The organism is Ruficoccus sp. ZRK36 (assembly GCF_019603315.1).
Taxonomy (GTDB): Bacteria; Verrucomicrobiota; Verrucomicrobiia; order Opitutales; family Cerasicoccaceae; genus Ruficoccus.
In genome coordinates, this window is sequence record NZ_CP080649.1 from 2,315,849 (window position 1) to 2,340,864 (window position 25,016).

The 25,016-nt window shown below is 58.8% G+C and carries 21 protein-coding genes; 17 read left to right on the plus strand and 4 right to left on the minus strand.

Features of this window, described 5'->3' with window-relative positions; translation table 11 throughout:
- The first annotated feature begins 53 nt into the window (after positions 1-53).
- Positions 54-812 (plus strand): polyphosphate--glucose phosphotransferase, encoded by a 759-nt coding sequence (locus K0V07_RS10235; RefSeq protein ID WP_220621291.1) that lies wholly within the window; start codon positions 54-56, stop codon positions 810-812.
- A gap of 49 nt (positions 813-861) precedes the next feature.
- Here K0V07_RS10235 and K0V07_RS10240 read toward each other — a convergent pair whose 3' ends face one another.
- Positions 862-1,365: a hypothetical protein gene (locus K0V07_RS10240; RefSeq protein WP_220621292.1), complete on the minus strand. Its 504-nt coding sequence runs from the start codon at positions 1,363-1,365 to the stop codon at positions 862-864.
- Positions 1,366-1,663: 298 nt separating this feature from the next.
- Positions 1,664-2,323 carry a metal-dependent transcriptional regulator gene (locus tag K0V07_RS10245; RefSeq protein WP_220621293.1) on the minus strand — a complete coding sequence of 220 codons (660 nt, stop codon included), beginning with the start codon at positions 2,321-2,323 and terminating at the stop codon, positions 1,664-1,666.
- A gap of 331 nt (positions 2,324-2,654) precedes the next feature.
- Here K0V07_RS10245 and K0V07_RS10250 point away from each other — a divergent pair, with 331 nt between their 5' ends.
- Positions 2,655-3,146, plus strand: a complete 492-nt coding sequence (locus tag K0V07_RS10250; protein ID WP_220621294.1) for a hypothetical protein — start codon at positions 2,655-2,657, stop codon at positions 3,144-3,146.
- Positions 3,147-3,158: 12 nt separating this feature from the next.
- Complete coding sequence (locus K0V07_RS10255) at positions 3,159-3,317, plus strand: hypothetical protein (protein WP_220621295.1); 159 nt, start codon at positions 3,159-3,161, stop codon at positions 3,315-3,317.
- 109 nt (positions 3,318-3,426) lie between these two features.
- Here the strand turns inward: K0V07_RS10255 and K0V07_RS10260 are convergent, their stop codons facing one another.
- Complete coding sequence (locus K0V07_RS10260) at positions 3,427-4,416, minus strand: 3'(2'),5'-bisphosphate nucleotidase (RefSeq protein WP_220621296.1); 990 nt, start codon at positions 4,414-4,416, stop codon at positions 3,427-3,429.
- A 125-nt stretch (positions 4,417-4,541) separates the two neighbouring features.
- Here K0V07_RS10260 and K0V07_RS10265 point away from each other — a divergent pair, with 125 nt between their 5' ends.
- Entirely contained in the window at positions 4,542-7,847 is a 3,306-nt protein-coding gene (locus tag K0V07_RS10265) for an ATP-binding protein (RefSeq protein WP_220621297.1), read from the plus strand.
- Here the strand turns inward: K0V07_RS10265 and K0V07_RS10270 are convergent.
- Positions 7,819-8,238, minus strand: a complete 420-nt coding sequence (locus tag K0V07_RS10270) for a Fur family transcriptional regulator (RefSeq protein ID WP_220621298.1) — start codon at positions 8,236-8,238, stop codon at positions 7,819-7,821. The genes K0V07_RS10265 and K0V07_RS10270 overlap by 29 nt on opposite strands.
- 99 nt (positions 8,239-8,337) lie before the next feature.
- Between K0V07_RS10270 and K0V07_RS10275 the strand changes: the two genes are divergently transcribed.
- The 13 genes from K0V07_RS10275 (at position 8,338) to metK (ending at position 25,004) form a co-directional block, all read left to right on the plus strand.
- On the plus strand, positions 8,338-9,330 hold the full coding sequence (locus tag K0V07_RS10275; RefSeq protein ID WP_220621299.1) for a PEP-CTERM sorting domain-containing protein: 993 nt from the start codon (positions 8,338-8,340) through the stop codon (positions 9,328-9,330).
- A gap of 64 nt (positions 9,331-9,394) precedes the next feature.
- Positions 9,395-10,729: a hypothetical protein gene (locus K0V07_RS10280; protein WP_220621300.1), complete on the plus strand. Its 1,335-nt coding sequence runs from the start codon at positions 9,395-9,397 to the stop codon at positions 10,727-10,729.
- Entirely contained in the window at positions 10,729-11,592 is an 864-nt protein-coding gene (locus K0V07_RS10285; protein ID WP_220621301.1) for a type II secretion system protein, read from the plus strand. The genes K0V07_RS10280 and K0V07_RS10285 overlap by 1 nt, the downstream gene beginning before the upstream one ends.
- Positions 11,593-11,774: 182 nt before the next feature.
- The gene (gene trpS / locus K0V07_RS10290; RefSeq protein WP_220621302.1) at positions 11,775-12,803 is read left to right on the plus strand and encodes a tryptophan--tRNA ligase; all 1,029 of its coding nucleotides are present in this window, start codon (positions 11,775-11,777) and stop codon (positions 12,801-12,803) included.
- 270 nt (positions 12,804-13,073) lie between these two features.
- Positions 13,074-13,946, plus strand: coding sequence for a hypothetical protein (locus tag K0V07_RS10295; RefSeq protein WP_220621303.1), 873 nt, complete (start codon positions 13,074-13,076; stop codon positions 13,944-13,946).
- On the plus strand, positions 13,933-14,487 hold the full coding sequence (locus tag K0V07_RS10300) for a chromate transporter (RefSeq protein WP_220621304.1): 555 nt from the start codon (positions 13,933-13,935) through the stop codon (positions 14,485-14,487). The genes K0V07_RS10295 and K0V07_RS10300 overlap by 14 nt, the downstream gene beginning before the upstream one ends.
- A complete protein-coding gene (locus K0V07_RS10305) occupies positions 14,484-15,035 on the plus strand; it encodes a chromate transporter (RefSeq protein ID WP_220621305.1) in 552 nt (183 codons plus the stop codon). Before K0V07_RS10300 ends, K0V07_RS10305 begins: the two co-directional genes overlap by 4 nt.
- A gap of 264 nt (positions 15,036-15,299) precedes the next feature.
- Positions 15,300-16,880 (plus strand): hypothetical protein, encoded by a 1,581-nt coding sequence (locus K0V07_RS10310; RefSeq protein WP_220621306.1) that lies wholly within the window; start codon positions 15,300-15,302, stop codon positions 16,878-16,880.
- 338 nt (positions 16,881-17,218) lie between these two features.
- Positions 17,219-19,027: a phosphoenolpyruvate carboxykinase (GTP) gene (locus K0V07_RS10315; protein WP_220621307.1), complete on the plus strand. Its 1,809-nt coding sequence runs from the start codon at positions 17,219-17,221 to the stop codon at positions 19,025-19,027.
- A gap of 191 nt (positions 19,028-19,218) precedes the next feature.
- The gene (locus tag K0V07_RS10320; RefSeq protein ID WP_220621308.1) at positions 19,219-20,892 is read left to right on the plus strand and encodes a mucoidy inhibitor MuiA family protein; all 1,674 of its coding nucleotides are present in this window, start codon (positions 19,219-19,221) and stop codon (positions 20,890-20,892) included.
- 373 nt (positions 20,893-21,265) lie between these two features.
- Positions 21,266-21,592: a DUF4212 domain-containing protein gene (locus K0V07_RS10325; protein ID WP_220621309.1), complete on the plus strand. Its 327-nt coding sequence runs from the start codon at positions 21,266-21,268 to the stop codon at positions 21,590-21,592.
- Positions 21,589-23,478 (plus strand): sodium:solute symporter family protein, encoded by a 1,890-nt coding sequence (locus tag K0V07_RS10330; RefSeq protein WP_220621310.1) that lies wholly within the window; start codon positions 21,589-21,591, stop codon positions 23,476-23,478. The genes K0V07_RS10325 and K0V07_RS10330 overlap by 4 nt, the downstream gene beginning before the upstream one ends.
- A gap of 338 nt (positions 23,479-23,816) precedes the next feature.
- Positions 23,817-25,004 carry a methionine adenosyltransferase gene (metK, locus tag K0V07_RS10335; RefSeq protein WP_220621311.1) on the plus strand — a complete coding sequence of 396 codons (1,188 nt, stop codon included), beginning with the start codon at positions 23,817-23,819 and terminating at the stop codon, positions 25,002-25,004.
- Positions 25,005-25,016 lie beyond the last annotated feature (12 nt).

Here is a 25,016-nt window from a genome sequence, read left to right on the forward strand (position 1 = left end):
TTGTTTTTAGACTCGTTTTCGGGAGGAAAGTTTTCAAACATAAAGCCACAGCTATGCAGGTTCTTGGTATAGACGTTGGAGGATCGGGAATCAAAGGCAGCCCGGTGGATACAAACACGGGTGAAATGCTGGGGGAACGCTTCCGGATCGCCACCCCCAAGCCAGCTACGCTGGAGGCGGTGGTCGATACGATCGGCCAGATCGCTGAGCACTTCGAGTGGAAGGGGCCAGTCGGCTGTGGCTTCCCGTGCGTCATGCGCAAGGGCATCGCCTACACCGCCGCCAATCTGGATAAATCCCTGATCGGCGCTGATCTGGCTAAAGCCGTAAGTGACCGAGTCGGGAGCCCAGCCGTCGTGATCAATGATGCCGATGCTGCCGGCTTGGCTGTGATGCGATTTGGCGTGGGTAAGGATGAGAAGGGCCTCGCCATGGTCATCACCATCGGGACCGGTATCGGCAGCGCTTTGTTTTACGAGGGGAAGTTGATCCCCAACTCAGAACTCGGGCACGTAACCCTGAACCTGAAAAAAGAAGGCAAGGCTCAGGATGCTGAAACACTGGTAGCGGACTCTGCCCGCAAGCGTGACGACCTGAGCTGGAAGGAGTGGTCGGTCCGCTTCACCGAGTACCTCAAAAATATGGAACTGGTCATGAACCCGGACGTGTTCATCCTCGGAGGTGGGGCGGCCAAGAAGAAAGACAAGTTCCTCAAGCACCTGAAGGTGGATACTCCGGTTAAGGTCGCCACTCTGGAGAATCGTGCGGGCATCATTGGTGCCGCGATGGCCTCGCGCGAATTCGGTCAGTAGGGGCGCAAGTCTGCCAGACGGCAGCGGTACGTCGTGCCCGGGGCCTGCTCTAGAGCATGGACTTTTCGCCCTTTTTACGGGCGCGCTGATTGATGCGCCGTATGACTGAAGGGCCGTAAATTTCACGCAGCTTCTGCTTGCGCAGGGAGACGGCCAGATCAAAGGCTTTCTTTTCCCCGTACTTGCGGATCGAGAACGAGGTGCATTTCTGCTGACCGGGCTTGGGCCGCCAGCTGACCGAGTAGCATTCGCTTACCCGCCCCTGGGCATCTTTTTTGCGCGTGCGGCTGACCCCGAGGATGCCGGTAGTATTCCGGCTGTCCCGGTAGACCATGCGGCGTTCCCGGGGTTTACTGGGGATCTTCTCCAGATTGGAGTAAAGCTCGTCGCGGTAGGAGAGGGCAGCTTGCCAGGCCTCATCGCGTCCGCCGCATTTTCTGTCGCTGAAGAGGCGGGAGTAGGTCTTACCGTTGCGGTAGCCCCGCACGAACCAGCCGTGCGTAGAGCCGGAGTCGATCCGGCTGATGCCTTTTTCGTTCTGCTGCTCAGCCATTTTTCAGAAAGAAGTTCGTTACGGGTTCAAAGGATTAATCGTGCTAAGGTTTTGGATTAGGAATAGAATATCTAATTGACCCAGAAAATCAACTGATAGTTGGGATAATTGCCAAACTGAATAAAGATTCCTTTATCCATGCGCCTTTGGGCCGTGGCAAATACCCGTTGATAGGCCTGATCGTAGGTCTTTGGCAGGGCTTGCCTGGTGTGTCCTGCCTAACTTTAGGTCTGGCGTGGCGCCATTTTGTTCCTTGTCACCTGACTGGGGAGCCAGGTGATGGGAGCCCGGCGGGGGATTAATGCTCCACCCAGATCTTTTTCGCGTCGCTGATGCCGACCTGCTGAGCCGGGCGGCCAGATATCTCAAGCTTTAGGATGCCGGTGGGGCTGCGTCCCTCTGACACCGATACGACTGTACCGGGCAGGAGCCCTAATTGACGGCAAAAGCCCAGGAAATCCGGCTGCTGGTCAGCGATGTGGGCCACTTTGGCCTTTTGGCCAGGAGGTAGCAGCGATAGCTGCGACATGTGGCGGGCGTGCAGGTGGCCCTCTCGGGTGGGGATCGGATCCCCGTGCGGGTCGAACCGCGGCTCCCCGAGAAAAGTATCAAGATGCTCAAGCAGCCGCTCGGAAACGGCGTGCTCGAGGGCTTCGGCCTCTTCATGGACCTCACTCCAGTCCATCTTCAGCACCTCGACCAGAAAGTACTCCAGCAGGCGATGGCGACGCACCATGCCGATGCCCAGTTTGTGCCCCTCCTCAGTGAGGCGAACCGTTTGATCATTTCCCACCTCGACCAGCTTGGCCTCGGACAGCCCGTTTATGATGGAGGATGCCGTGGCGGGGGCTACCTCAAGGCTATTGGCGATTTGATCCACAGTGAGCGCGCCGCCTGTGTGTTTTTCGGCCAGTAGGTAAATGTTACGGATGGTGGTCTCAACCGTTCTGCTTGGCATAGTGAAACTTGGTAGGCCAGGAGTGCCTGAATTGCAAAGTGAATCCCCACAAAAACCTCTAACAGCAGGGTTTACGTGAGTTATCACGCTCTACTTTATAAGCCTGATTGGATAATTATTTATAGTTGTAGTTGTGATATACGTGTGACGGAAAATTTTCAAAAGTCATTTTATAAGTCGTTGTTATTCTGGTGTGTAGGGTGTCTTGTTTGTGATTTCAAGCTTGCCTCTACTTCGGCATATCCATAGTCTTAGTGCATAGAATTAGGGTGTATTCCTGCAAGTTGCCTCGCTCTCAAGGCTTTGCGACCATCCTGTTTTTATTCCCCTCATGAAAACCTTATTCCAGCGGCTGACAGGCCGGCCATCGAAGCTGATGGCCCTCCTGGAGTCTACCGAGGTGCTGCCTCCTGCCCATGAGAATGCATGGATCGGGGTGGATCTGGATGGTACTTTAGCCCGTTTCAAGAGCTGGAAAGGCCTCCGCCACGTGGGTCGGCCGATCCCGATGATGCGGATGCGTATCCAGCGCTGGCTTGCTGCCGGGTATAAGGTCAAAATTGTAACGGCCCGGGCATCCTTGCCCGAGTCTCACCCTCCGATTCTCAAATGGTTGCGTAAGCACAAAATCGGAGAACTGGAAATCACGAACCGTGTCGATATGGACATGGTGGAACTCTGGGATGATCGCGCCGTCCATGTGCGGCGTAACACCGGGCAGCTCACGCGCAGTCCCTCAGTGATGGCGCGTCCGCGCGCGCCCTTACTCGAAGAGGCCTTTCCGCATGAGAATCGCCCCCGGTTGTCCTTTATGGATTCCTAACATATTCCCTGTATGATTCAGATTGTCAGAAATAAAATCAGCGCGCCCGGCATCTTGCTTTCTATTGCTGTGGCCATCGCTTTTCTGATTGGTGCAGTTATCAGCCACAAAGCGCAAGCGGATGAGCATCCGCAAGCTGTCGATGCCATCGCTGTCGAGCTGGACCAGTGATTACCTGGCTTGGCTCTGATTTAGCCTGCGTCATCAGGTTAACAGAGCCTTGATCAAAAGCCGGGTGCAGCTGCATCTGCGAACTGCCGGCAGAATACCAACAAAGCCATTAGGCTTGATCGGGAGCCTCCGCTCCTACGGCTGAGACGATTTGCTCATGCCAACGTCCATTACTGGCGATGATCCCCTGATTGTGCCGCAAAGTACGACCTGCGCCGAAGTCCAGTTTCTTGCCGTCAATATCCGTGACCGTGCCACCTGCTTCCTCGACGATGAGAGCCCCGGCAGCGTGGTCCCAGATTTTCTCCTCGTAGCCGGGGCGTGTCGGCAGGCGCAGGTAGATGTCGGCTTCCCCGCGTGCGACAGCAGCGTATTTACATTGGCTGTCCATCCGTAGGGATGGGAGAGAGAGGCCCAGATGCTTTGAGACCGCCGCTGCCCAGTCATGCCGGGAGTGGCCACTCTCGACAGATTCGCAGAGCCGGGCATCTTTGGGTGAGGCTGTCGCCGAGACCTTGACGGAGGTATAGTCTTCGCCTTCGAGGGTATAAATCCGTACCCCCGCTCCGCGGCAGGCGGCCACGATGCAGCCCGTCTGGCCTGAGGGGCCGGGGAGGGCTGGGCAGCCCAGCACGCCGAGTACGGGCTGGCCGTTTTCGATCAGGGCCAGAGCGATGGCGTACTGGTCCTGACGTAAAAAGCCCTGAGTGCCATCAATTGGGTCGAGGGTCCAAAAGGCTCCCTCGGGGCCTCCGGTATAGTTACCACGGTCGATGGCGTCTAAAATCGCAGTCTGGCTGAATCCCGGTACGATGCGCTCGACTTCCTGCTCGATGCGCTGGGCCAGAGCGGCCGTATCCGGGGACCGGAGGCTGTCCGCATCCTCTTCGGCAACGGCGGGCGTGTCCGGGTCTCCCGCTTTAAGCTTTTCCAGGATAAGAGCTTGTGCTCCATAGTCGGCGACTGTGACCGGCGATTTGTCGGCTTTGGACTGGGTATCTGTGGCGCTCAGTGTCTCGCGCACATGCTCACATAAAAATGCAGCTTGTCGGACAGCATCGATTGCCAAGGAGAGGCGAAAGTGTTTAAATTTATCCATGTACGGGAATTTTATAAACGATTGTATCTTCTAGCTATGGCTTGAATTTGGGGTCGTATGCCATAAAATAAGGTATATACCCCCACTAAATATTTACGCTTTTTTACCGATACATACCTTTGGTTTTGAAACGCAAAAACACTGAGGTCCGTTTTGGGCCTGCTACGCTAGGTCTGCTGGTCGCCGGGATTATCTTTGCGGTCGGGTGCATCGTCGTGGCCTATGTGTATTACCAGGGGCGTAGTGCGCAACTCTCAAGTATTCGGGCCGACCTTGAGCGCCTGGCGCGCCTGGCAGCCGCACAGATCGACGGTGATAAGCACGAGCAGTTGCATTCTCCGCAGCAGCAGGGGAGTTTTGTTCATGAGCTCTTACTGGAGCCCATCATCGCTTTTCATAATGCGGCACCGGATATTGAGCGTGTGTATACCATGGTGCCGACGGAGGGGGGAGGCTACGACATCGTCCTGGACTCTTCCCAGAAGATGCAGCGGCTGACGCATAAGCCCTACCAGCTCAAAGTGGTGCCGATGATGGAGCACTTCGCGGGTAACTACTCTCCCGCAGACCGTGAAGCCATTGAGGACATTAACAATGAGGGTGCCTACTCTACGACCAAGCCCTATACGGATCGCTTCGGCACGTCTATGACAGGCCTGGCACCGATTTTTAATTCGCAGGGCGAGAGCGTTGCACTGGCCTGTGTCGATCTGCCCGTCGAGGCATATGATGAGCGGATGGGGGCCGAAGGCGGCGTAGCGGTTGGCGGCATTATTCTGTCCCTGATTCTCAGCGCATTCATCGGTGGTATTGCCGCCTGGATTCAGTTTGTGCTGATCAAGGCCGAAGCGGTCAAGAATCAGGCTCGCCGCCATTCTTTGCAGACCCTTGAGGAGCTGGAGTATAACCAGAAGCTGCTCAAGTCCATCGCGGAGATGAACCGCGTGATCCTGAGCGAGTCTAACCTCGATGTCGCCATCAATGAAGCTCTGCGCCTGGTCGGGAAAACCTCCGGTGTGGACCGTGTCTACCTGATGGAGCATGAGCCACCGGGGCTTCCTCCTTCGCAGGCGATTGCAGGCGAGTCCTACGAGTGGGTGCGCAGCGGGATCGTTTCCCACATGCAGGACGATACGTTCACGCGCTTCTCCTACAGCTCCCTTAAGCTTGAGCATTGGTACGCGGGCTTTCTGGAGGGGCGTGATGTTCTGGGCTCTCAGACAGGGGCCAATCCCGCCGAGTCGCAGTTCCTGGCTGCCTACGGTATCCGCTCACTGTTTTGCTGCCCGATCGTTTTCGACAAGACCTGCTGGGGCTTCATGGCGCTGGAAGACTGCCGGGTGAACCGCTTCTGGACCGAGGAGCAGCGGGCGATTATCGGTGCTTCTGCCCGAAACCTCGGAGCGGCCATCAAGCGTAACCTCGAAGAGGTCGCACGACGGGTCGCCGATGAGCGCTTTCGTGCGATCTTCCAGTTGTCACCCATCGGCATGGTCGTGCAGGACATGGACGGTGTTTTCCAGAATGCCAACCAAAGCTTTACGAACATTCTCGGGTATCCCGAGGGTGGTTTAGTCGGCCACTCCTACCGCGACGTCGTGCCTGCGGATAAGATGGATGAGGTCGACCGGGAGCGCGCTCGCCTGCGAGCAGAGGGACGCTATGGCCCGCTGCAAACGGAGCTCGTCCGCAAGGATGGGGAGCGTGTCTTCGTGACGATCCAGAGTATGCGCATCCAGACCGGTGATGGTGAGCCTCAGACCGTGGCCTTGATCCAGGATGTCACCGAGCGTATCAAGCATGAAGAGCAGATGCGCAAGGCTCTGGCCGATGCCGACGCTGCCAATCGCGCGAAGAGCGAATTTCTCGCGACCATGAGCCACGAAATCCGGACTCCCATGAATGGCGTCGTGGGGATGACGGGGCTGCTTTTGGAATCGGACCTCACGGCGCAGCAGCGCGACTATGTCGAAACGATTCAGCTCAGTGGTGAGTCGCTGTTGGCGATCATCAGCGACATTCTCGACTTCTCCAAGATCGAGGCCGGGCGCATGGACTTCGAGCAGGCCCCATTCAACATTCGCGACTGTGTGGAGGGTACGCTGGAGCTGCTGGGCCCCAAGGCCGCTGAAAAAGGCCTGCGGATGGCCTATGAGCTGGCAGAGGGGATGCCCGAGACCTTCCTCGGCGACGCCACACGTATTCGCCAGGTGCTCTTCAATCTGGTCGGTAATGCCGTAAAGTTTACCGAAGAGGGAGAGGTCTCCATCCACGTCAGTTCGACCCTCAATGACGAAGGGTATCACGACCTTTCGCTCGATGTGCACGATACCGGGATCGGTATCTCGCAGGAGCAGATGGGGCGGCTCTTCAAATCGTTCAGCCAGCTGGATACGTCCTCCACACGTCGTCATGGCGGGACCGGTCTGGGGCTCGTGATCAGCCAGAAGCTGCTTGAGCGCATGGGCGGACGAATCTGGGTCGATAGCGTTGTCGAGGAGGGGACGGTCTTCCATGTCTATATGCCGCTCAAAGTTGCGCCGGTTGCCCTGCCGGTGGCCGCTGGTCCCGATACTGATGCCCTCAAGGGCAAGACGGCGCTGATCATCGAAAGCCACAAACTTTCGCGTGAATACTATACCCGGCAGCTTGCCCAGCTCGGGATGATCGTCGAGGCTTTCACGTGCGCGCCCGAATGCTTGGCCTGGTCCAAACTGAACGGAAAAGCCGACCTGGCACTGATTGCCCAGGATCTGGAGAAGTACGATGTGTGCCAGTTGGCTGGGGAGTTGAACCACATTTACGAGAATAAGCTCTGCCTCGTCTTGCTGCGTGCCAATAACACGCGCCTGGGCTCGGACTACAATGAGTTGTTCAAGCTGGCGCTGGCGCCGGTGTATCGGTTGACGACATTGTCTAAGCACCTGGCCGATGCTGTCAGGCTGACGACCTTACCGGTATCAACAGGCCTCAAACCCAAGAGCGCTCCCAGTGCTGCAAGTGCGGACCCGGATACGGAGGGGACTCCCCGGCTAAACATCCTGATGGCAGAGGACAATAAGGTGAACCAGAAGGTCACGGGCCTCTTGCTGAAGAAGATGGGCTTTTCGGCGGACATCGCCAACAACGGGCTCGAAGTGCTGGAGGCCATGCGCGAGCGGCACTACGATGTCATCCTCATGGATATGCACATGCCCGAAATGGACGGGCTGGAGGCGACCCGCAGCATCCGGGAGCAGTTCCCGCGTGAGAGCCAACCCTACATTATTGCCCTCACGGCTAGCGCGTTTCAGGACTTCAAGCAGGAGTGCCACGAGGCGGGCGTGAACGCCTTTCTGACCAAGCCTCTGCGCTCCAATGAGCTTCAGAAGCATTTGGATCGATTGGAGGCAGGGCAGAGCCTCAAGACGTCAGATCCTTCTCAGTCTTGAGCGGGCACAGCTTTTTGACGCAGCGCCCGAAGACGACGACCTCCTCGCCCTCAAACTGAAACTCAGGCGGCTGCTCGATCTTGTCCAGGACTTCGGGGGTCTCGCCGGGCAGCACAAAGACTTGGTTGCACTCCCGACAGATAAAGTGCGGGTGGTGCCCGCCATCGGGGTTCGGGAGCTCGTAGCGTACCGGCTGCCCCGGGAAGTTGACCCGGATCAGCAGGTTCTCCTTGATCATCTCAGCAAGGTTCCGAAAAACCGTGCGCTGGCCCAGCCCCGGGCAGTCTTCACGCGCAGAGCTGAGGATGTCATCCAGGCTCAGGGGACGCTGGGCCTGCTCGAGGGTGCTGATAATCGCATCTCGCTGTTTGGTTTTCCTTTTTCCGTGCATGCTTGATGGCGTTATGCCTTCACCTTAGGCAAATAAAACTATCTGCAAAGCTCATTTTTCATATTGACAGTCCTGTGCCAAAAAGTGTTTTTTGCCTCCATGCTACGCAAATTCTGTTTACTATCCGTTTTGGCCGCGTCGCTGGCGGCCACGAGCGTACAAGCGGATATTACACCTGCTCCGGGTTATTCTGTATCGACCGTGCTCACCGGGCACACCTTTACCGCTTACGATGCCTACGAGAGCTCGGGCTCAGCCTATGTCTATGGCTGGACCGGTGGCGGCCTCAAGCAGTACTCGGTCAGTAGCGGCAGTCAGATCAACGATCTGGGCACTCCCTCGGACGGCTATACTAACAACGCAAACGTATCAGTCCAGTGGGTCGAGTACGGTGTGGACGGCTCCGTGTACGTCGGTTTCTACAACGGTGGCGGTACCGATATGCGCATCTACAAGGTCAACTCCTCCACGGGTACTTGGCAGAATCTGACGAGCGTGAACAGCAACTACAGCATGGCTTATTACGGCACCGAAGCCTTCATCATGGCTGGGGATTCGATTTACCTGCTCGATACCGATAGCGGTGCGACAACGCTTTTCGCCTCGGTGGGCGGTTACTCCTCCCAGATTGCCTTTGCTGATTCCGGTCTGGTGTTCTGCACTTCCGGTGTGAGCGGTGGCGATGCGCTGATCAACTTCAGCACCGCCCAGCTCGACAGCTTTCTGGCCGACACTTCCGGCTGGTCCGCGCTGGACCTGAGCAATGCAGACATACTCGACGGTACGCTCGACGGCTGGGGTGGGGGAACCACGGTAGACGCCGATGGAAATATTTACTTCACCGCCAACGACTACTACGGCGACGGCAGCACCTCGGTTGAAGAATACGCAGGCGACTCCATCGCAGAGGGTAGCGGCTGGTCCTCCATTGTTATGCTCTACGCAGTCGGAGAAGATTTATATTATACACTCTATAATCAGGATGGTATTTCCGTACTGACTCCGGGCGTCCCCGAGCCATCGACCTATGCGTTGCTGGGCGGTGTCGCCATGCTGCTCTTTACACTTTACCGCCGCCGTAAAGTAGGTTGAGGGAATAAGACCTATGGTGGTTTGGAAACGAATAAGTGTGTCGGCCCTGTTGCTGTCGGCACTAATGTCCCCGCTGGTTTACGGCGGGGACTATTCGCTTGGTATGGACGACCCGGACAATACCTACGACGCCCCGGTGCCCGGCTTTGTCGGTCCCGCCGGGGAGGGTAAGGTGCCCCTGGAGGACGAGAACGGAAACACGGCTATCAACTTCGGTAACTACGTGAACCCGATCTTCACCGGGTGGGTCTCTGCATATACAGAGGATGACGAAGTAGCTTCTGGATACGAGTACAGCCCGAATATGACTAATCTCAGCTCTGACTGGTGGTATGTCTCTGAGGCGTACGGCCCCGTCACCGCAGACAACATCAATGATGTCTGCTCGCTGGGAGACTGGACCGGCAGTAATGATAATGCCGAGCCGGGGCATGTCACCCTTTACTTCTCAAAAGAGGTGCGTGATGTGCCGGGCGCGGACTTCGTTGTTTTCGAAAATGCGATTCTTTCAGATACACCTATTACGGATCCGGATGCTGGAAATACCGGTGAAGGGGTAGGGGGTGTCTACGCTGAGCTCGCCTATGTCGAAGTTTCCTCCGACGGGGTAAACTTCGCGCGTTTCCCTTCCATTTCCCAGACCGAGTTGCCTCCCGATACTGCCTATTTAGGCCCGTACGCATCACTTGATCCGACCGGCGTCTATAACCTCGCCGGTAAGCACGTGAACAACCAGGGGGACTGCTGGGGTACACCTTTTGACCTCTCAACTCTGAGCGGAGAGGACAATGTCGTGAATGGCTTGGTTGACCTGAACAGCATCCGTTATGTTCGCATTGTGGACATCGTCGGTAACGGCAATCAGCTCGATTCAGAGGATAACCCCATTTATGATCCATTTCTGACGGGGTATTGGGGCGCTGGCGGCTTTGACCTAGATGCCATTGGTGCCATTGGTCAGGCACGGAGTTTTTCTGACTGGAGCAATGGGCAGGGATATGCCCGTGATGGCGACGACGACGGCGATGGCGTCAGTAACCTGCTCGAATACGCTTTCGACATGGACCCCGAAGTCCCCGATGTCTCTGGGCTACCTCGCTTGATGATGGTGGACGGACATCCGAAGATTAGTTTCTCGCGCGACATCCGTAATGGTGACATTATTTACATCGTGGAAGCTACCGACAGCCTGACCGACCCCGACTGGCACGAAGTTGCCAGGGCTGAAGCTTTCTCCGATCCGGTTGTCTCCGATACGGGAATTCTCGTGTCGTCTGTATCTACTGAGTCTCGTCACACGCAGGCCAATCTCGATGTCTGGCAGGAAGTCAGCTTCACAGATATGGCCGTTGATTCCATCCGTTTCTATCGCGTACGGGTGGAGACCGTTGACGAATAATGAAGACACAAAAGCATCGTCCCGCATTTTCACTGATCGAATTACTGGCGGCCAGTGCCATGCTGGCTATCTTAGCGACTATAGTCGTTAATGTCGTGGGCAGCGTCCGCCAACGCGCCATGACCTCGAAGTCCATGTCTAACATCCGTGAGCTGGTGACGGCTAACTACGCCTGTGTGGCTGAGACCGGACGCTTTGCCAAGGCCGAGAATTCTTCGGATACCGTACGCTGGCATGGTAAGCGGCTCAGCGCCAATAACTGGGTCGGCTACGATGGGTACCTGACACAGTACCTCGGGCAGGATCGCTCGGTACGGAAGTGCCCGGTCATGGAGCAGATTCTCGAAGAGAACGAGGGGGCGCAGTTTGACAAGGGGACCGGTGGCTACGGCTACAATGCTTTCTACCTCGGGAACGATCCTGCTAAAATGTCTACCACATCAAGCTCGAGCAGCGCGAGTAACGGCCCCCCTGGACCTGGTGCTGTTAAAGAGACAACGTCGGCAGAGACGATCCCCAATAATCCCAACTCGCTGATCGATCCGGCCAATACTGTGATGTTTACCTCCAGTGCACTGGTCAGAGATGGTGGAGTGGTGGAGACCTACCTTTCTGCTCCTTATTACAGCCTGGATAACGGGGAGCTGGATCAGGCCCTGACACCGACCGTGCATTTCCGTTTTAACGGCAAGGCGCTGGTGGCCTGGTGCGACGGGCACGTCACGCTGGAGGAGCCGAATGACTCCGATACCAGCCACAACGTCTATGGCGACAGCAACGGCAAGTACACCGTTGGCTGGTTTGGGCCGACCGATAACAACGGCTACTGGAACCCGCACTACAAGCTCGGTAGACCTTACTAAACCAGCGGTTGGAGAGGGTGCGCGCTTTGGCGCATGTGCCAGCTTCCGTTTATTCGGTGGGGCTTTTCTCCAACTCCGCTATTTCCTCGCTATGGCTTTTATGGCGTGCGCATAGGCCGCTGGCCCTAAATATTTAGAAAAAGAACTTGCCCCGGGCAGCCCCGGAGCGTTTTCCCTTAAAGATGGCTGAACAACCTGCTGCCAGACCTGTTATCCTCACTTGTGCGCAACCCACCGGTACGCTCCATCTCGGTAATTACCTGGGGGCTGTCAAGAACTGGGTGCGTTTCCAGGATGACTACGAGTGTTACTTTGGGATCGTGGACATGCACTCGATCACGGTGCCGTATGTCCCGGCCGATTTGCGCAATAACACGCTCGATCTGCTCGCGACCTATATCGCCTGTGGGCTGGAGCCGGAGCGCTGCCACCTCTTTCTGCAGTCGCACGTCACCGGCCATGCCGAGTTGACCTGGGTGCTCGGCTGCCTCACGCCGCTAGGCCGCCTGGAGCGCATGACGCAGTTCAAGGACAAGTCCCGCAAGCAGCAGGACGCTGGCAGCTCAGGCTTTATCGGTAGCGGGCTGCTCTACTACCCGGTCCTGATGGCCGCGGACATCCTGCTCTACAACGCCGACCGCGTGCCCGTGGGCGAGGACCAGAAGCAGCACTTGGAGATCACCCGCGACATCGCCCAGAAGTTTAACGAGACCTACTCGCCGACCTTTAAGGTGCCTGAGGTAGACATCCCCAAGTCAGGGGCGCGCATCATGTCGCTCCAGTCGCCGGAGTCCAAGATGTCGAAATCCGATACGAACCAGAACGGCACCCTCTACCTGACCGATGATGCCAAAACGATTCGCAAGAAGATCGGCAGCGCCGTGACGGACTCGGGCAGCGAGATCCGCGCCGGTGCGGACAAGCCCGGCATCACCAACCTGCTGCATATCTTTTCCGCGGCTTCCGGCCAGCCGATCGAGGTCATTGAGCGTGATTTCGCCGGTAAGACCTACGCCGACCTCAAGGGTGCAGTCGCTGAGTCTGTCGTCGAAATGCTCACGCCCGTGCGCGAGCGCTACGAGGCCATCCGCAACGACAAGGACTACCTCCTGGGCGTGCTCAAGGACGGCAGTGCTGCCGCCCAGAAGCGCGCCTACAAGACACTTTCCAAAGTCTGGCGCAAGGCAGGCTTCGTCGAGGTCCCGCGCTAAGTCCTTTTCATCGCACTTTACCCGAGCGCAGAGCCAGAAAGGTTCTGCGCTCTTTTTGTCTCTGGACACCGTGCTGGGCTACGGTATCCGGCCGGGAAATACCGTTGCTTATGCATGAGCAGGGGTGGGGTGGGCTAAACTTAAATCGGATACCTTTGGATATTTGCGTTTGACGGTTTCGTTCGGCCCTGCTCTATCTTTTTCGTATTCTGGCTGTTGCGCACCTTGTATGCCGCAGCGACATTCTCTCACCCGCTAATCGCAGCCCTTATGTCAAAGCCGGACCTTCCCAGCGAGTCCCAGTCCCAGGACAAAATCCAGTTCAAGCAGTACAAGATGCTGCTTCAGGCCGGGCAGTTAACCACGCCCGAGTCTTTCCAGACTTTTTGGAAGATCGTCAAAACTACGGCCAAGAAGTTCGACATCGGCATCAAGATGTCCCCGAACGCTTTCGAGAGCCAGGTGCGCGAGATCCTGTTTTTCGACACGGCAGATTTCGACCTGTACAAGAACCACTTTATCGTGCGCCTGCGCACGCCCTATAAAAACGGCTGGGCCTGCTCCACGCCGGAGCTGACGGTCAAGTTCCGCCACCCGGAGTTCGAGGAGGCGGCCAAGATCAATGTCCTGCCCAAGACCTCGGTCGGCGTGGCCCGCATCAAGTTCAAAGAGGAGTTCCTCCCGCTGCGCGAGACGCTCGGAGGCATGCGCCCGATCTACTCCCACAACTGCATCCTGGCCATGCCGCGGGTAGACCTGGCGCTGACCGTGCAGACCCTTCGAACCTATTTCCCGGACATCAAGCGCGCCAAGGCCGACAAGGACGCGCCCGTCATTATGGTCAACGATAACCCGGTGACGGAGATTCAGGACAACATCGGGAAGCTCGACTTCGGGCACGGCGTCAAGGCCAAGACCACGGTCTCCATCTGGCGCAACCGCCAGAGCGGGCAGTCGATCTGCGGCGAGTACGCCTTCCAGATCAAGTTCGATGACGAGAAAGACGTCCACCCCGAGGGGCTGGCGCGTGCCGACGCTTTTTACAAGCAGCTACAGCTCGACGCCTACGCCTGGGTCACCCTGAACACCACCAAGACCTCGCTGGTCTATGAATTCGAAAAGAACACCAGTGCCACCCACTGAAAGACTTGGCTGGCTGAAGATCTTCGCCGCCTTTTTCCGCATCGGGCTGACCAGCTTCGGGGGCGGGCTCGTCGCCTACGTGCGCGAGGAGGTCGTCACCGCCAAAGAGTGGATGACCGACGAGGAGTTTCTGGCCGCGCTTGAGATCGGGCAGACCCTGCCAGGGCTCAACGCCGTCAACGTCTCCATCATCTGCGGGCGTCGGCTCGGAGGGCCGCTGGGCTCTGTGGCCGCTGCACTCGGGATCATCATCCCCGGGGCCGCCATTCTGGTCGGGCTGGGCTACCTTTACATCCACTTTGAGAAAAACCCCGAGGTCAAGGCGCTGCTGGCCGGGGTGGCTGCGGCTGCCGTCGGCCTGCTCTTGCAGGTGACCCTGAAGATCGGGGCCAAGCAGTTCCTGAAGCCGGTGGACCTGCTGTTCGTGATCATCACTTTTGTCCTCACGGGCATTCTGCATATTTCGCTGATCATCGTCCTGTTCGTGGTAGCGCCCTTCGCCATCATGTATTACCGGCCACGAGCCCATAAAAAGGCATGAAGAACGACCTCGTCCATCTGGCGAACGTCTTCGCCGTTCTTTCGCTTTCGGCTATAGGTGGAGGGAGCGCAGTGCTTCCCGACATGCAGCATCAGGCGGTGGCGGTGAACCACTGGGTCACGCCGCAGGCCTTTGGGATTATTTACAGTCTCGGGCAGATGGCGCCGGGCCCGAACCTCTCCCTGGTGGGGTTGATCGGCCTGAAAGCCGCCGGCCCACTGGGCATCGTGGTGGCGTTACTGGCGTTCTACACGCCCTCGTCGTTCCTGACCTATGGGGCGAGTGTCGTTTGGGACTATTTCAAAGACAACCCCTGGCGGGCAGCCGTCCAGAAGGGCTTGGCCCCGGTCACGATCGGCCTCATGCTGGGCGGTGTCTACTCCATCGGCAAGACCAGCACCTTTAACCTCCGCGAGACGCTGGAGCACAACGCGGTCACCATTGGGATCACGCTGGCGGTGTGTGCCATCCTCTTCCTGCGCAAGATCAACCCGGCGCTGCTCATCCTCATCGCCGGAGGGATCGGCTGGTTTCTGCTGCGGCACTAAGACCGTTTGAATCATCTTTTTCCGGGGTCGCCCCACTTAGGGGTAAGAGCATACCTGTTCTATGGGAATTACAGATGGCATTTATCCTGAAAATCCCAAGGGGTGATCCGCAGGATCACAGGTGCACGACTTTGTCCTGTCGGGGCCGCGAACGCAGTGAGCGATGGGGCAGAGCCCCATGAGTGTCCTGTGCGGACACGCACCTGCCACTAGGGTCTTGTCAGCCGGAAGTTTATCATACAAGCTGTGCCTCAGCTTTAGCTTATGGAGGACCTCAACAATTTCCGGCTACAGAAGATCAGTATGATTGTCGCCGACGTCCTTCTCGTCCTGTTGGGCGTGATATTCGCCTTTAGCGGCGAGGGCCCCATGGCTCCCATGCAGTTTTTCTGGGTGGTCGTCTGTATCGGGCTCGGGGGCGTTTTGGCGTTCATTCCGTTCTTCCTTGAGTTTAAAATCCGGGCGAACCTGGCCGAGTACGATCGCAGTCAGGCGAACCTCGAAAACGCAGAGCGCATCGAGCGTGTGCTGGCTGAGATCCACGAGGTCGCAGCCACCATTGCCCGCCAGACGGATCGCTCGGAAGAGGCGCTGGCCAAAACATCCGAGGCCGTCGAGCGTCTGGAGAAGCACCAGCCCACGGACGGCTCAGACAGCGAGGAGACCAAGGCCCTGACTGCTTCCGTCGAGGCGCTGCGCAAGGATGTGGCAACGGCTCTCGACAGCGTCGCCTCTGCGGATGACACCGCCGCCCTCGTCGGCGGCATCGAGGTTTCCCTCACCGCGCTGGCTGGTCAGCTTGAGCACATCCAGTATCAGCTTGCCCGTGACGCAGCGGGGCGTACTGCGCCCGCGAAGGACCTCCTGCCTGATGTTGACGAAGAACTGGACGAAGTGGTCGAGCCCTCCGTCTCCGAAGTGGAGGATGCGAATTTGGAAAAGGCTTCTGAGGATGAGGTGGACGGCTTGATCATGCCCGAAGAGGACCTTCCCGAAAAGCCGGTTAAGCTCGAGCCCGGAGACACGCTCCCGGACGGGGTAGGGGAAGACGAGACGGTTAAGCCGGAAGAGGGGCTGCTCGCCGAGGATCACATTGCGGTTGCCGAGCCTGGTTCTGCTGAGGAAGCCCTCGAAGGTGCCGAGGACGTATCCGAAGATTTCGAAGAAAAGGACGAAGCGCTCGACGCAGTCGTCCATGAGGCGGCGGTACTGGAGGCCGAGGCCGACCAGCAAGCCGCTGCTGAGGCCCAGAAAGGCTTTGTCGCAGGCGATAACCTCCCGGATGAAGTCGGGGAGGACGAAGACGTCGAGCCCGAGAAGGGCCTGCTCGCCGAGGACCATATACCCGTGGCTGAGCCCGGCTCCGCTGAGGAGGCACTTGAGGGTGCCGAGGACGTTCCCGAAGATTTCAAGGAAAAGGAAGAGGCGCTGGATGCCGCTGTACGAGTGGCCGAAGAGGAATCCGAGCCCGAGGACGATGGCCCCATCTTTACGGATGCTCGCCCGGTGGCAGAAGAGCCTTCGCAGCCCAATCTGATGGATGACCTGCCGCCTCCGCGCCAGAAGCCCCGCAAGAGCCCCAAAGGCTCCACGGTGCTTATCGCCCAGGTGCTAATCGGCATCGGTAACAAGCCCTACATCCGCGGAAACGGCCCGGGGCTGTCTCCCAATGAAGGGGTACCGATGGAGTTTCTGGAAATCGGTAAATGGCAGTGGACCGCTCCCGAGGGTGATGAGCCCATCTCCTGCCAGATTTACAAGAACGACGAAACGCCTGCCGACGGTGAGCCGATTGAGCTGGAGCCGGGGCAGCGCCGCACCGTTTCGCCCGTTTTTAAGCGCTGATCAAGACTGCTTCCGGGGTTGTTCGACCACGCCTTGCGCGCAGTGATTGTGCCATCTTTATGACGTTCCTCCACGTGGAGGAACACGGATCTGTTTTCGCCTGTCCCAGTGAAAATAGCTAATCCCATGTGCTGGTCTTGGGCGTGGCATTAGGGACTTTTTATTATTGAGCCCGATTGGGCTTATTATTAGTATTTCAAATGTACCCAATTAGGCCGGTGCGTAATTAGCCGATCCGTCTCGGATTGGCTGCCTGATGGCAAATTAGTGTTGCTATACATTTCAGTTTTTGTGGATTAGTTTTTTTAATTTTACGACAGACCGCAACTAACTTAATCATGAGTACTGCCACAGAATCCCAACCGAAAACCGAAAACGCCGCTCTGCTTGCGTGGGTCGACAAGATGGTCGAGCTCTGCAAGCCTGCTAAGGTGAAATGGTGCGATGGCTCCCAGGAAGAAGCCGACGCCCTCTTCGCCGAACAGGTCGAAGCCGGCACCTGTATCCGCCTCAACGACGAGAAGCGCCCCAACAGCTATCTGTTCCGCTCTGACCCCCGCGACGTCGCTCGCGTCGAGTCCCGCACCTTTATCTGCTCCGTGAGCAAGGATGACGCTGGTCCTACCAATAACTGGGAAGACCCGGCCAAGATGCGTGCCAAGATGTTGGACCTTTACGACGGCTGCATGAAGGGCCGCACGATGTACGTGATCCCCTTCAGCATGGGTCCCGTTGGCGGCCCGATCTCCCAGATCGGTGTTGAGCTGACCGACTCGGCCTACGTTGTCGTTAACATGCGCATCATGGCCCGTATCGGCCAGAAGGTCCTCGACGTCCTCGGTAAGGACGGCTTCTTCGTCCCCTGCATGCACTCCGTTGGTCAGCCCCTGGCTGATGGCGAGAAGAGCTCTGCATGGCCCTGCGACCCGGAAAACACTTACATCACCCACTTCCCCGAAAGCCGCGAAATCATGTCCTACGGCTCCGGTTACGGCGGTAACGCCCTGCTCGGTAAGAAGTGCTTCGCCCTGCGTATCGCCTCCACCATGGCTCGCGACGAAGGCTGGATGGCTGAGCACATGCTCATCCTCGGCGTGGAAGAGCCCAGCGGCGAAAAGACCTACGTCAGCGCTGCGTTCCCGAGTGCCTGTGGTAAGACCAACTTCGCGATGGTCATTCCTCCGCAGGAAATGGACGGCTACAAGGTCACCTGCGTGGGTGACGACATCGCCTGGATCAAGCCCGACGCCAATGGCAAGCTCCGCGCTATCAACCCGGAAGCTGGTTTCTTCGGCGTGGCCCCCGGTACTTCCTACGACACCAACCCGAGCGCCATGGACTCTTGCTCCAAGGACACCATCTTCACCAACGTCGCTCTGACCGACGACGGCGATGTCTGGTGGGAAGGTATGACCGAGGAAGCCCCCGCGCACCTCATCGACTGGCAGGGTAATGACTGGACCCCCGACTGTGGCCGTCCGTCCTCGCACCCGAACAGCCGCTTCACCGCTCCGGCCCGTAACTGCCCCGTCATCGACTCCGACTGGGAGCGCCTCGACGGTGTGGAAATCAAGGCTATGGTCTTCGGTGGCCGCCGCATGAGCGACATCCCGCTCGTCTTCCAGAGCTTCACCTGGAGCCACGGTGTCTACCTCGGCGCCACGATGGGCTCCGAGCGCACCGCCGCTGCCGAAGGTAAGGCCGGTGAACTCCGCCGTGACCCGATGGCCATGCTGCCCTTCTGCGGTTACCACATGGGTGACTACTTCCGCCACTGGCTGAAGATGGCCAAGGGCCTCGCCGAAACCCCGCGTATCTTCCACGTCAACTGGTTCCGTCGCAACGCTGACGGCAAGTGGCTGTGGCCGGGCTTTGGCCAGAACATGCGCGTCCTGAAGTGGATCGTCGAGCGTGCCAACGGCCGCGGCTTCGCCAAGGAAAGCCCGATCGGCTGGATGCCCCGCTACTCGGACCTCGACTGGCGCGGCCTGGACTTCTCTGAAGAGCAGTGGACCGAGCTGATGGGCTTCGACCGCGAAAAGATGAAGCTCCAGACCCTGCAGCACGAAGAGCTCTTCCTGCAGCTGTTCGACCACCTGCCCAAGGAGCTGATCTTCGAGCGCGAGCTGCTGATCTCCCGCCTCTAAGATTTCGCGATCTGGAAAACACCTTACGAAACGCCCGGCAGTTTGCCGGGCGTTTTTTTTGTGGGAGGCTCGGACCTCTTCCGGCGTGGATGTTATTTTTTCTGTTATTTGTCGTGCCTGGGCATCTTCACGAAACTTTTACCGTATTTGCGGTTTAACTTTATGAACCTAATTCGTTATACACTGTCTCCATGCCCATGACCCGATCGATTTCTCTCGCCCTCGCCGCCCTTGCGGCTCCCCTCATTGTTTCTGCCGCCGAAGAGCGTATCCTCGATTCTCAACTCACCGCCGTGACCGTTTTTGCGGATCGCGCCGAGCTTGTCCGCGAGGCAAAGCTCGAGCTCGACACCGGCACCCACACGCTCATTTTTGCAGACCTGCCGGCCCGCACCGATGCTGGCAGCCTTCAGGTGGACGGCACCGGTGGCTTCACCCTGCAGGACGTGCGCTTTGAGACGCGCCAGCTCACCGATCTGCCCGAGGGCAAACTCAAGGAGCTGACCGACGAGCTCGAAAAGGCCCAGACGCAGGCCACCGCGCTCGACATGACGGCGACTCGCCTCAAGGACCGGCGGACGGCGCTTGAAGCGATTATCGGCCGCGTCACCACGACCCCGAAGGACGGCAGCGAGCCTGCCCCGATGGATGCCGTGGCGTGGACCGAGATGCTGACTTTTTATAACACACAGCTGGAGAAAATCGACGAGACCAAGCTCGCTAATGATGCCTCGCAGCGCGAGGTGAACGAGCAAATCTCGCAGCTCCGGCGCGAGATCGCCCAGCTCAACGCCAGCGCCCGCAAGCAGAGCAACACCGCCAAGGTCGTTGTCTCCATGGATCAGCCGGGAGCCGTTTCTATTGACCTGACGAGTATCGTCTATGGTCCGCGCTGGTCGCCGAGCTACGACATCCGCGCCAACACCGACTCGAAGCAGGTCACCATCGCCGGGTACGGCAGCGTCACTCAGAGCACGGGCGAGGACTGGACGGACGTGCAGCTCAGCCTCTCCACTGCGCAGCCGCAGATCGGCGGCCGCGAGCCCGAGCTGCACCCGTGGTTCGTGCAGGAGTTTAAGCCGATGCCCGTCGCAGCCGGTCGTCTCTACGAGGCCAAGGCCGCTGCTCCGCAGAGCAACGCTATGCGCCAGATGATGGAGTCCGACTCCTTTGCCGATGCCGAGGTGGCTTCCGCTCCCGAGCCTATGCGTGTGGCCGAGGCGACGGTGCAGAGTGGGGCGACCGCCGTGGTGTATCAGATTCCCAATACGGCCTCGATCCCGAGCGATAACCAGCCGGTGCGCGTGTCGATCACCACACAGACCTTCCCGGGGCAGTACCGCTACTCGGCCGTCCCGAAGCTTTCGCCGCACGTTTACCTGAAGACCAAGGTTACCAACACCAGCGACTACGCCTTCCTGCCCGGCCCGAGTAATATCTACCTCGACGGCAGCTTCGTCGGTAACGCCCAGGTGGACCTCGTGCCGCCGGGGCAGGAGTTCTGGACCTGGCTCGGCATCGACCAGGGCGTGAAGGTCGAGCGCAAGCTTCTTGAGCGCAAGGAGGGCACCGCCGGAATCTTTGGCGGCAGCAAGACCATGACCTACCGCTACGAGTTTGAGCTCAAGAACAACAAGCAGAGCCAGATCGAGCTTGTCGTGTGGGACCAGCTCCCCGTCTCTCAGAACGAGGACATCAAGGTCAAGCTGATCAAGCCCGACTACTCTGAGGACACCGACACGCTGAAGATGAACTCGCAGAAGTACATCGAGTGGCTCTACACGCTCAATCCCGGTCAGGAGGTCAAGACCCCCTTCGAGTTCAGCATCACCTGGCCCGAGGATATGCAGGTCTCCGGCCTGTAAAGGTGAGGCCATCGTTACCCGAGTGGTGGATCATCACTCGGATAACGATAACACAAAGCGGCAGAGGGCCACCGAGCGGTAGGGCATCTGGGCTGCGCTTCTGGTGAGCCCTTCATCTTCCGAGCGTTCCTAAGCTTCGGAGGGGCTGGGCCTGCCGCCTGCCAAGATGCAGGGCATGTACGGGAGCTTGCTACTGCTCAGTCTGGCCGTGCGTTTCCAGCTGCTGCCGCGCAGGCATGAAGTCGGAAAGATACTTGTCGCTCTTATTGTCGGGTCGCGTGAAGATGTAAAACTTATAACGATGATAAGAATTGTTTATTAAACCCTTGACCGGGGGGCTGATATCATCCATTGACTTCTACACCCCTTTGCGATGAGTGACACCCCCGACCACCTTTCCTCACGCGCACGCCACCAGGATTTGCTGCGCGCCTACTGGCATAAAAACCTGCTGCTGATGGGCGGCTGCCTGACCGCCTGGGCCCTGGCCGGACTGGGCTGCGGCGTGCTCTGGGCCGACTGGCTCAACCGCTGGAACCTGCCCGGCACCGGCTACCCGCTGGGCTTTTGGTTCGCCCATCAGGGAGCAATCATCAGCTTCGTCCTCATCATCTTTATCTATGCGCTGATCATGAACCGGCTCGACAAGCGGCATCATCAGCAGCTGGCCCGGATCAACGGGGAAGGAGGCGCACGATGAGCGTTCAGGCCTGGACCTTTCTTTTCGTAGGGCTGACCTTTACCCTGTACCTGGGCATCGCCTGGTGGGCGCGCGTGGCCGACACCAAGGGCTTTTACGTGGCCGGGCGCGGCGTGCCTGCGGCTGCCAACGGCATGGCCACGGCAGCGGACTGGATGAGCGCCGCCTCCTACATCTCGATGGCCGGGCTTATCTCGACCATGGGCTACGCGGGCGGTGTTTACCTGATGGGGTGGACCGGCGGCTTCGTGCTGCTGGCGCTGCTGTTGGCCCCCTACCTGCGCAAGTTCGGCCACTTCACCGTGCCGGACTTCGTGGGCGACCGCTTCTCGACCCGGCGTCTGGTCGGCGTGCAAAACCCGACCCTCGGCCAGCGCATCGCGGGGAACCCCGCCCGGCTGACCGCCGTGCTGTGCGCGCTCTTCGTCAGCTTCACCTACGTAGCCGGACAAATGCGCGGGGTGGGGGTGGTCTTCAGCCGCTTCCTCGACGTGGACATCAACGTCGGGGTCGTCATCGGCATGGTCATCGTTTTCATCTACGCCACCCTGGGCGGGATGAAGGGTATCACCTGGACGCAGGTGGCGCAGTACTGGGTGCTGATCACGGCTTTCATCGTGCCCACGATCGCGATCTCCATCAAGCTCACGGGGGACTTCCTGCCGCAGGCCGGGCTGGGCGGCGAGCTGAGTGGACAGGGTATCTACCTGCTTGAAAAGCTGAACCAGATCCAGAGCGAACTGGGCTTCGGCAGTTATACGGAGCCCTTCATGGGCAGTTGGGACAAGGCCAACGTCTTTCTGGTCGCGCTCGCCCTCATGGCCGGAACCGCCGGGCTGCCGCACGTCATCGTGCGGTTTTACACCGTAAAGAGCCCCCGGGCGGCACGCTGGAGCGGCTTCTGGGCGCTGCTGTTCATCGCCTTCCTTTATCTGACGGCCCCGGCCATCGCCGGCTTTGCCCGCTACTACATGCTCGTCTCCCTCAACGGCACCCAATCGACCGAGCTCCCTCAGTGGTTCCAGAGCTGGGAAAAAACCGGGCTCGTGATGTGGTTCGATGATGGCGACGACCACGTCGTCTACAGCGCCGGAGCGGACAACGAAATCTTCCGCCGGGGCAACCTCGGCGAGTCCGAGCTGCTCACCCTCGTTCGCGATCACCAGAAATGGGTCGATACCGGCGGCGCTGGGGGCATGGATGCGCGCCCCTTCCTGCGCGAGCACGGCCTGAGCGGCCCGGACCAGGACATCATCGTGCTGGCCACCCCGGAGATGGCGGAGCTTTCGGGCTGGATCATCGCTTTTGTGGCGGCAGGAGGGCTAGCCGCCGCGCTCTCCACGGCCAGCGGCCTACTGCTGGTCATCTCCTCCTCCGTGGCGCACGATTTATACTACCGCGTGGTCAACCCCGAGGCGACGGAGAAAAAACGCCTGCTGGTGGGCCGAAGCATCATCGGCCTGGCCGTAGTGGTGGCGGGCATCTGCGGCATCTATCCGCCGGGCTTCGTCAGTCAGGTCGTGGCCTTTGCCTTTGGGCTGGCCGCAGCCAGCTTCTTCCCGGTCATCCTGCTGGGCATTTTCAGCAAGCGCGTGGGCACCGTCCCAGCCATCTGCGGGATGCTGGCGGGACTTGTATTCACTTTGTACTACATCATCGGCACGGTCTTCTTCGGGATGGACAAGTGGACGCTCGGCCTGAGTGAGCAGGGCATCAGCCCGCAGGGGATCGGCGCCATCGGCATGGTGGTGAATTTCGCCGTCACACTCATCCTGACGCCGCTCACCCGCCCCCCCACGCAGGAAGTGCAGGACATGGTGGACTCCGTGCGCGAGCCCGAGGGCATGAGCCCCGCTGTGCTCGTGGACGACGCCCCCGAGCACTGAGCAGGTTTTATACGGCCACAACGCACACGAATCAGACTCGACGTGCCCACTCTTGAGGGGCGCTCGGCTCGGATGCTTTGCTCAGCGTTTGTTGGCACGATGCGCAGTATCGAAAGCGCAGGCTTCGACTGGAGCAGCAATGGTCGGAGCCGTCTTTGGGCGGCGTAGGGGGCCGACATACCGCCTGCGCCCACAATCCCAAAACCGCCTGATTTTGCGTGTTCAAGCCGGGACATATGAGTAGTAAGTTATTGAAACTAAGTCTCATATCAATAAATCAAGATGTTTTGATGATTCGACTTGCCAGCCGGTGTCGCTCGTGATGTATTGGCGGCAGTATGAGCAAAAGTTTCATCTTCTCCTCTGAATCCGTTGGCGAGGGCCACCCCGATAAAGTCGCCGATTACATCTCTGACAGCATCCTCGACGCCTGCCTCTCGGGCGACCCCAAGAGCCGCGTGGCCTGCGAAACGCTCGTTAAGAGTAACTGTGTTTTCGTCGCCGGTGAAATCACCACGAAGTCCAAGTTCAACTACGAGGACGTCGTCCGCCAGGCCATCCGTGACATCGGCTACATTAACAGCCGCGACGATGCCGTTTTCCACGCCGACGAGGTGTTTATCACCAACTGCCTGACCTCCCAGTCCCCCGATATCAAGCAGGGTGTGGACGCCGCTGCTGCCGAGGGTAAGGACACCGCCGAGCAGGGTGCCGGTGACCAGGGGATCATGTTTGGCTACGCCTGCAACCAGACCGAAGAGCTGATGCCTGCACCGATCATGTACGCCCACCGCCTGCTGCGCGAGATGGCCGTCCAGCGTAAGGATGTCGGCGTCGAGTGGCTGCGCCCGGACGTGAAGAGCCAGGTCGCCGTCGAGTACGTCGATGGCCAGATCAAGGACATCCGTAACGTCGTCATCTCCACGCAGCACACTGAGGACGTCAAGCACAGCACGATCCGCGAGTTCTGCATCGAGGAAGTGATCAAGAAGGTCCTCCCGGCTGAGCTGCTGACCGACAAGACCGAGTTTCTGATCAACCCGACGGGTAAGTTTGTCGTGGGTGGCCCGCAGGGCGACTCAGGCCTGACCGGCCGCAAGATCATCGTCGATACCTACGGTGGCTGGGCCCGCCACGGTGGTGGTGCCTTCTCCGGTAAGGACCCCTCAAAGGTTGACCGCTCCGCTGCGTACTTCTGCCGCTGGGTCGCCAAGAACATCGTGGCCGCCGGTCTCGCCGACGAGTGCGAGCTGCAGGTCGCCTACGCCATTGGCTATCCTTACCCGACCAGCATCCACGTGGACACCTTTGGCTCGGCCAAGGACGGCCTCTCCGACGCTGAGATCTCCGCCGCCGCCCAGAAGGTCTTCTCCTTCAAGCCCGCAGAGATCGTCGGCCAGCTCGACCTGCTGCGTCCGATCTATCGCCAGTCCACCAACTACGGCCACTTCGCCAAGGCGGACCTGCCCTGGGAAGATATCTCCAAGGCTGCCGAACTGAAGGCCGCCGTCTGCGTAAACGCCTGAACCTTAGCATAA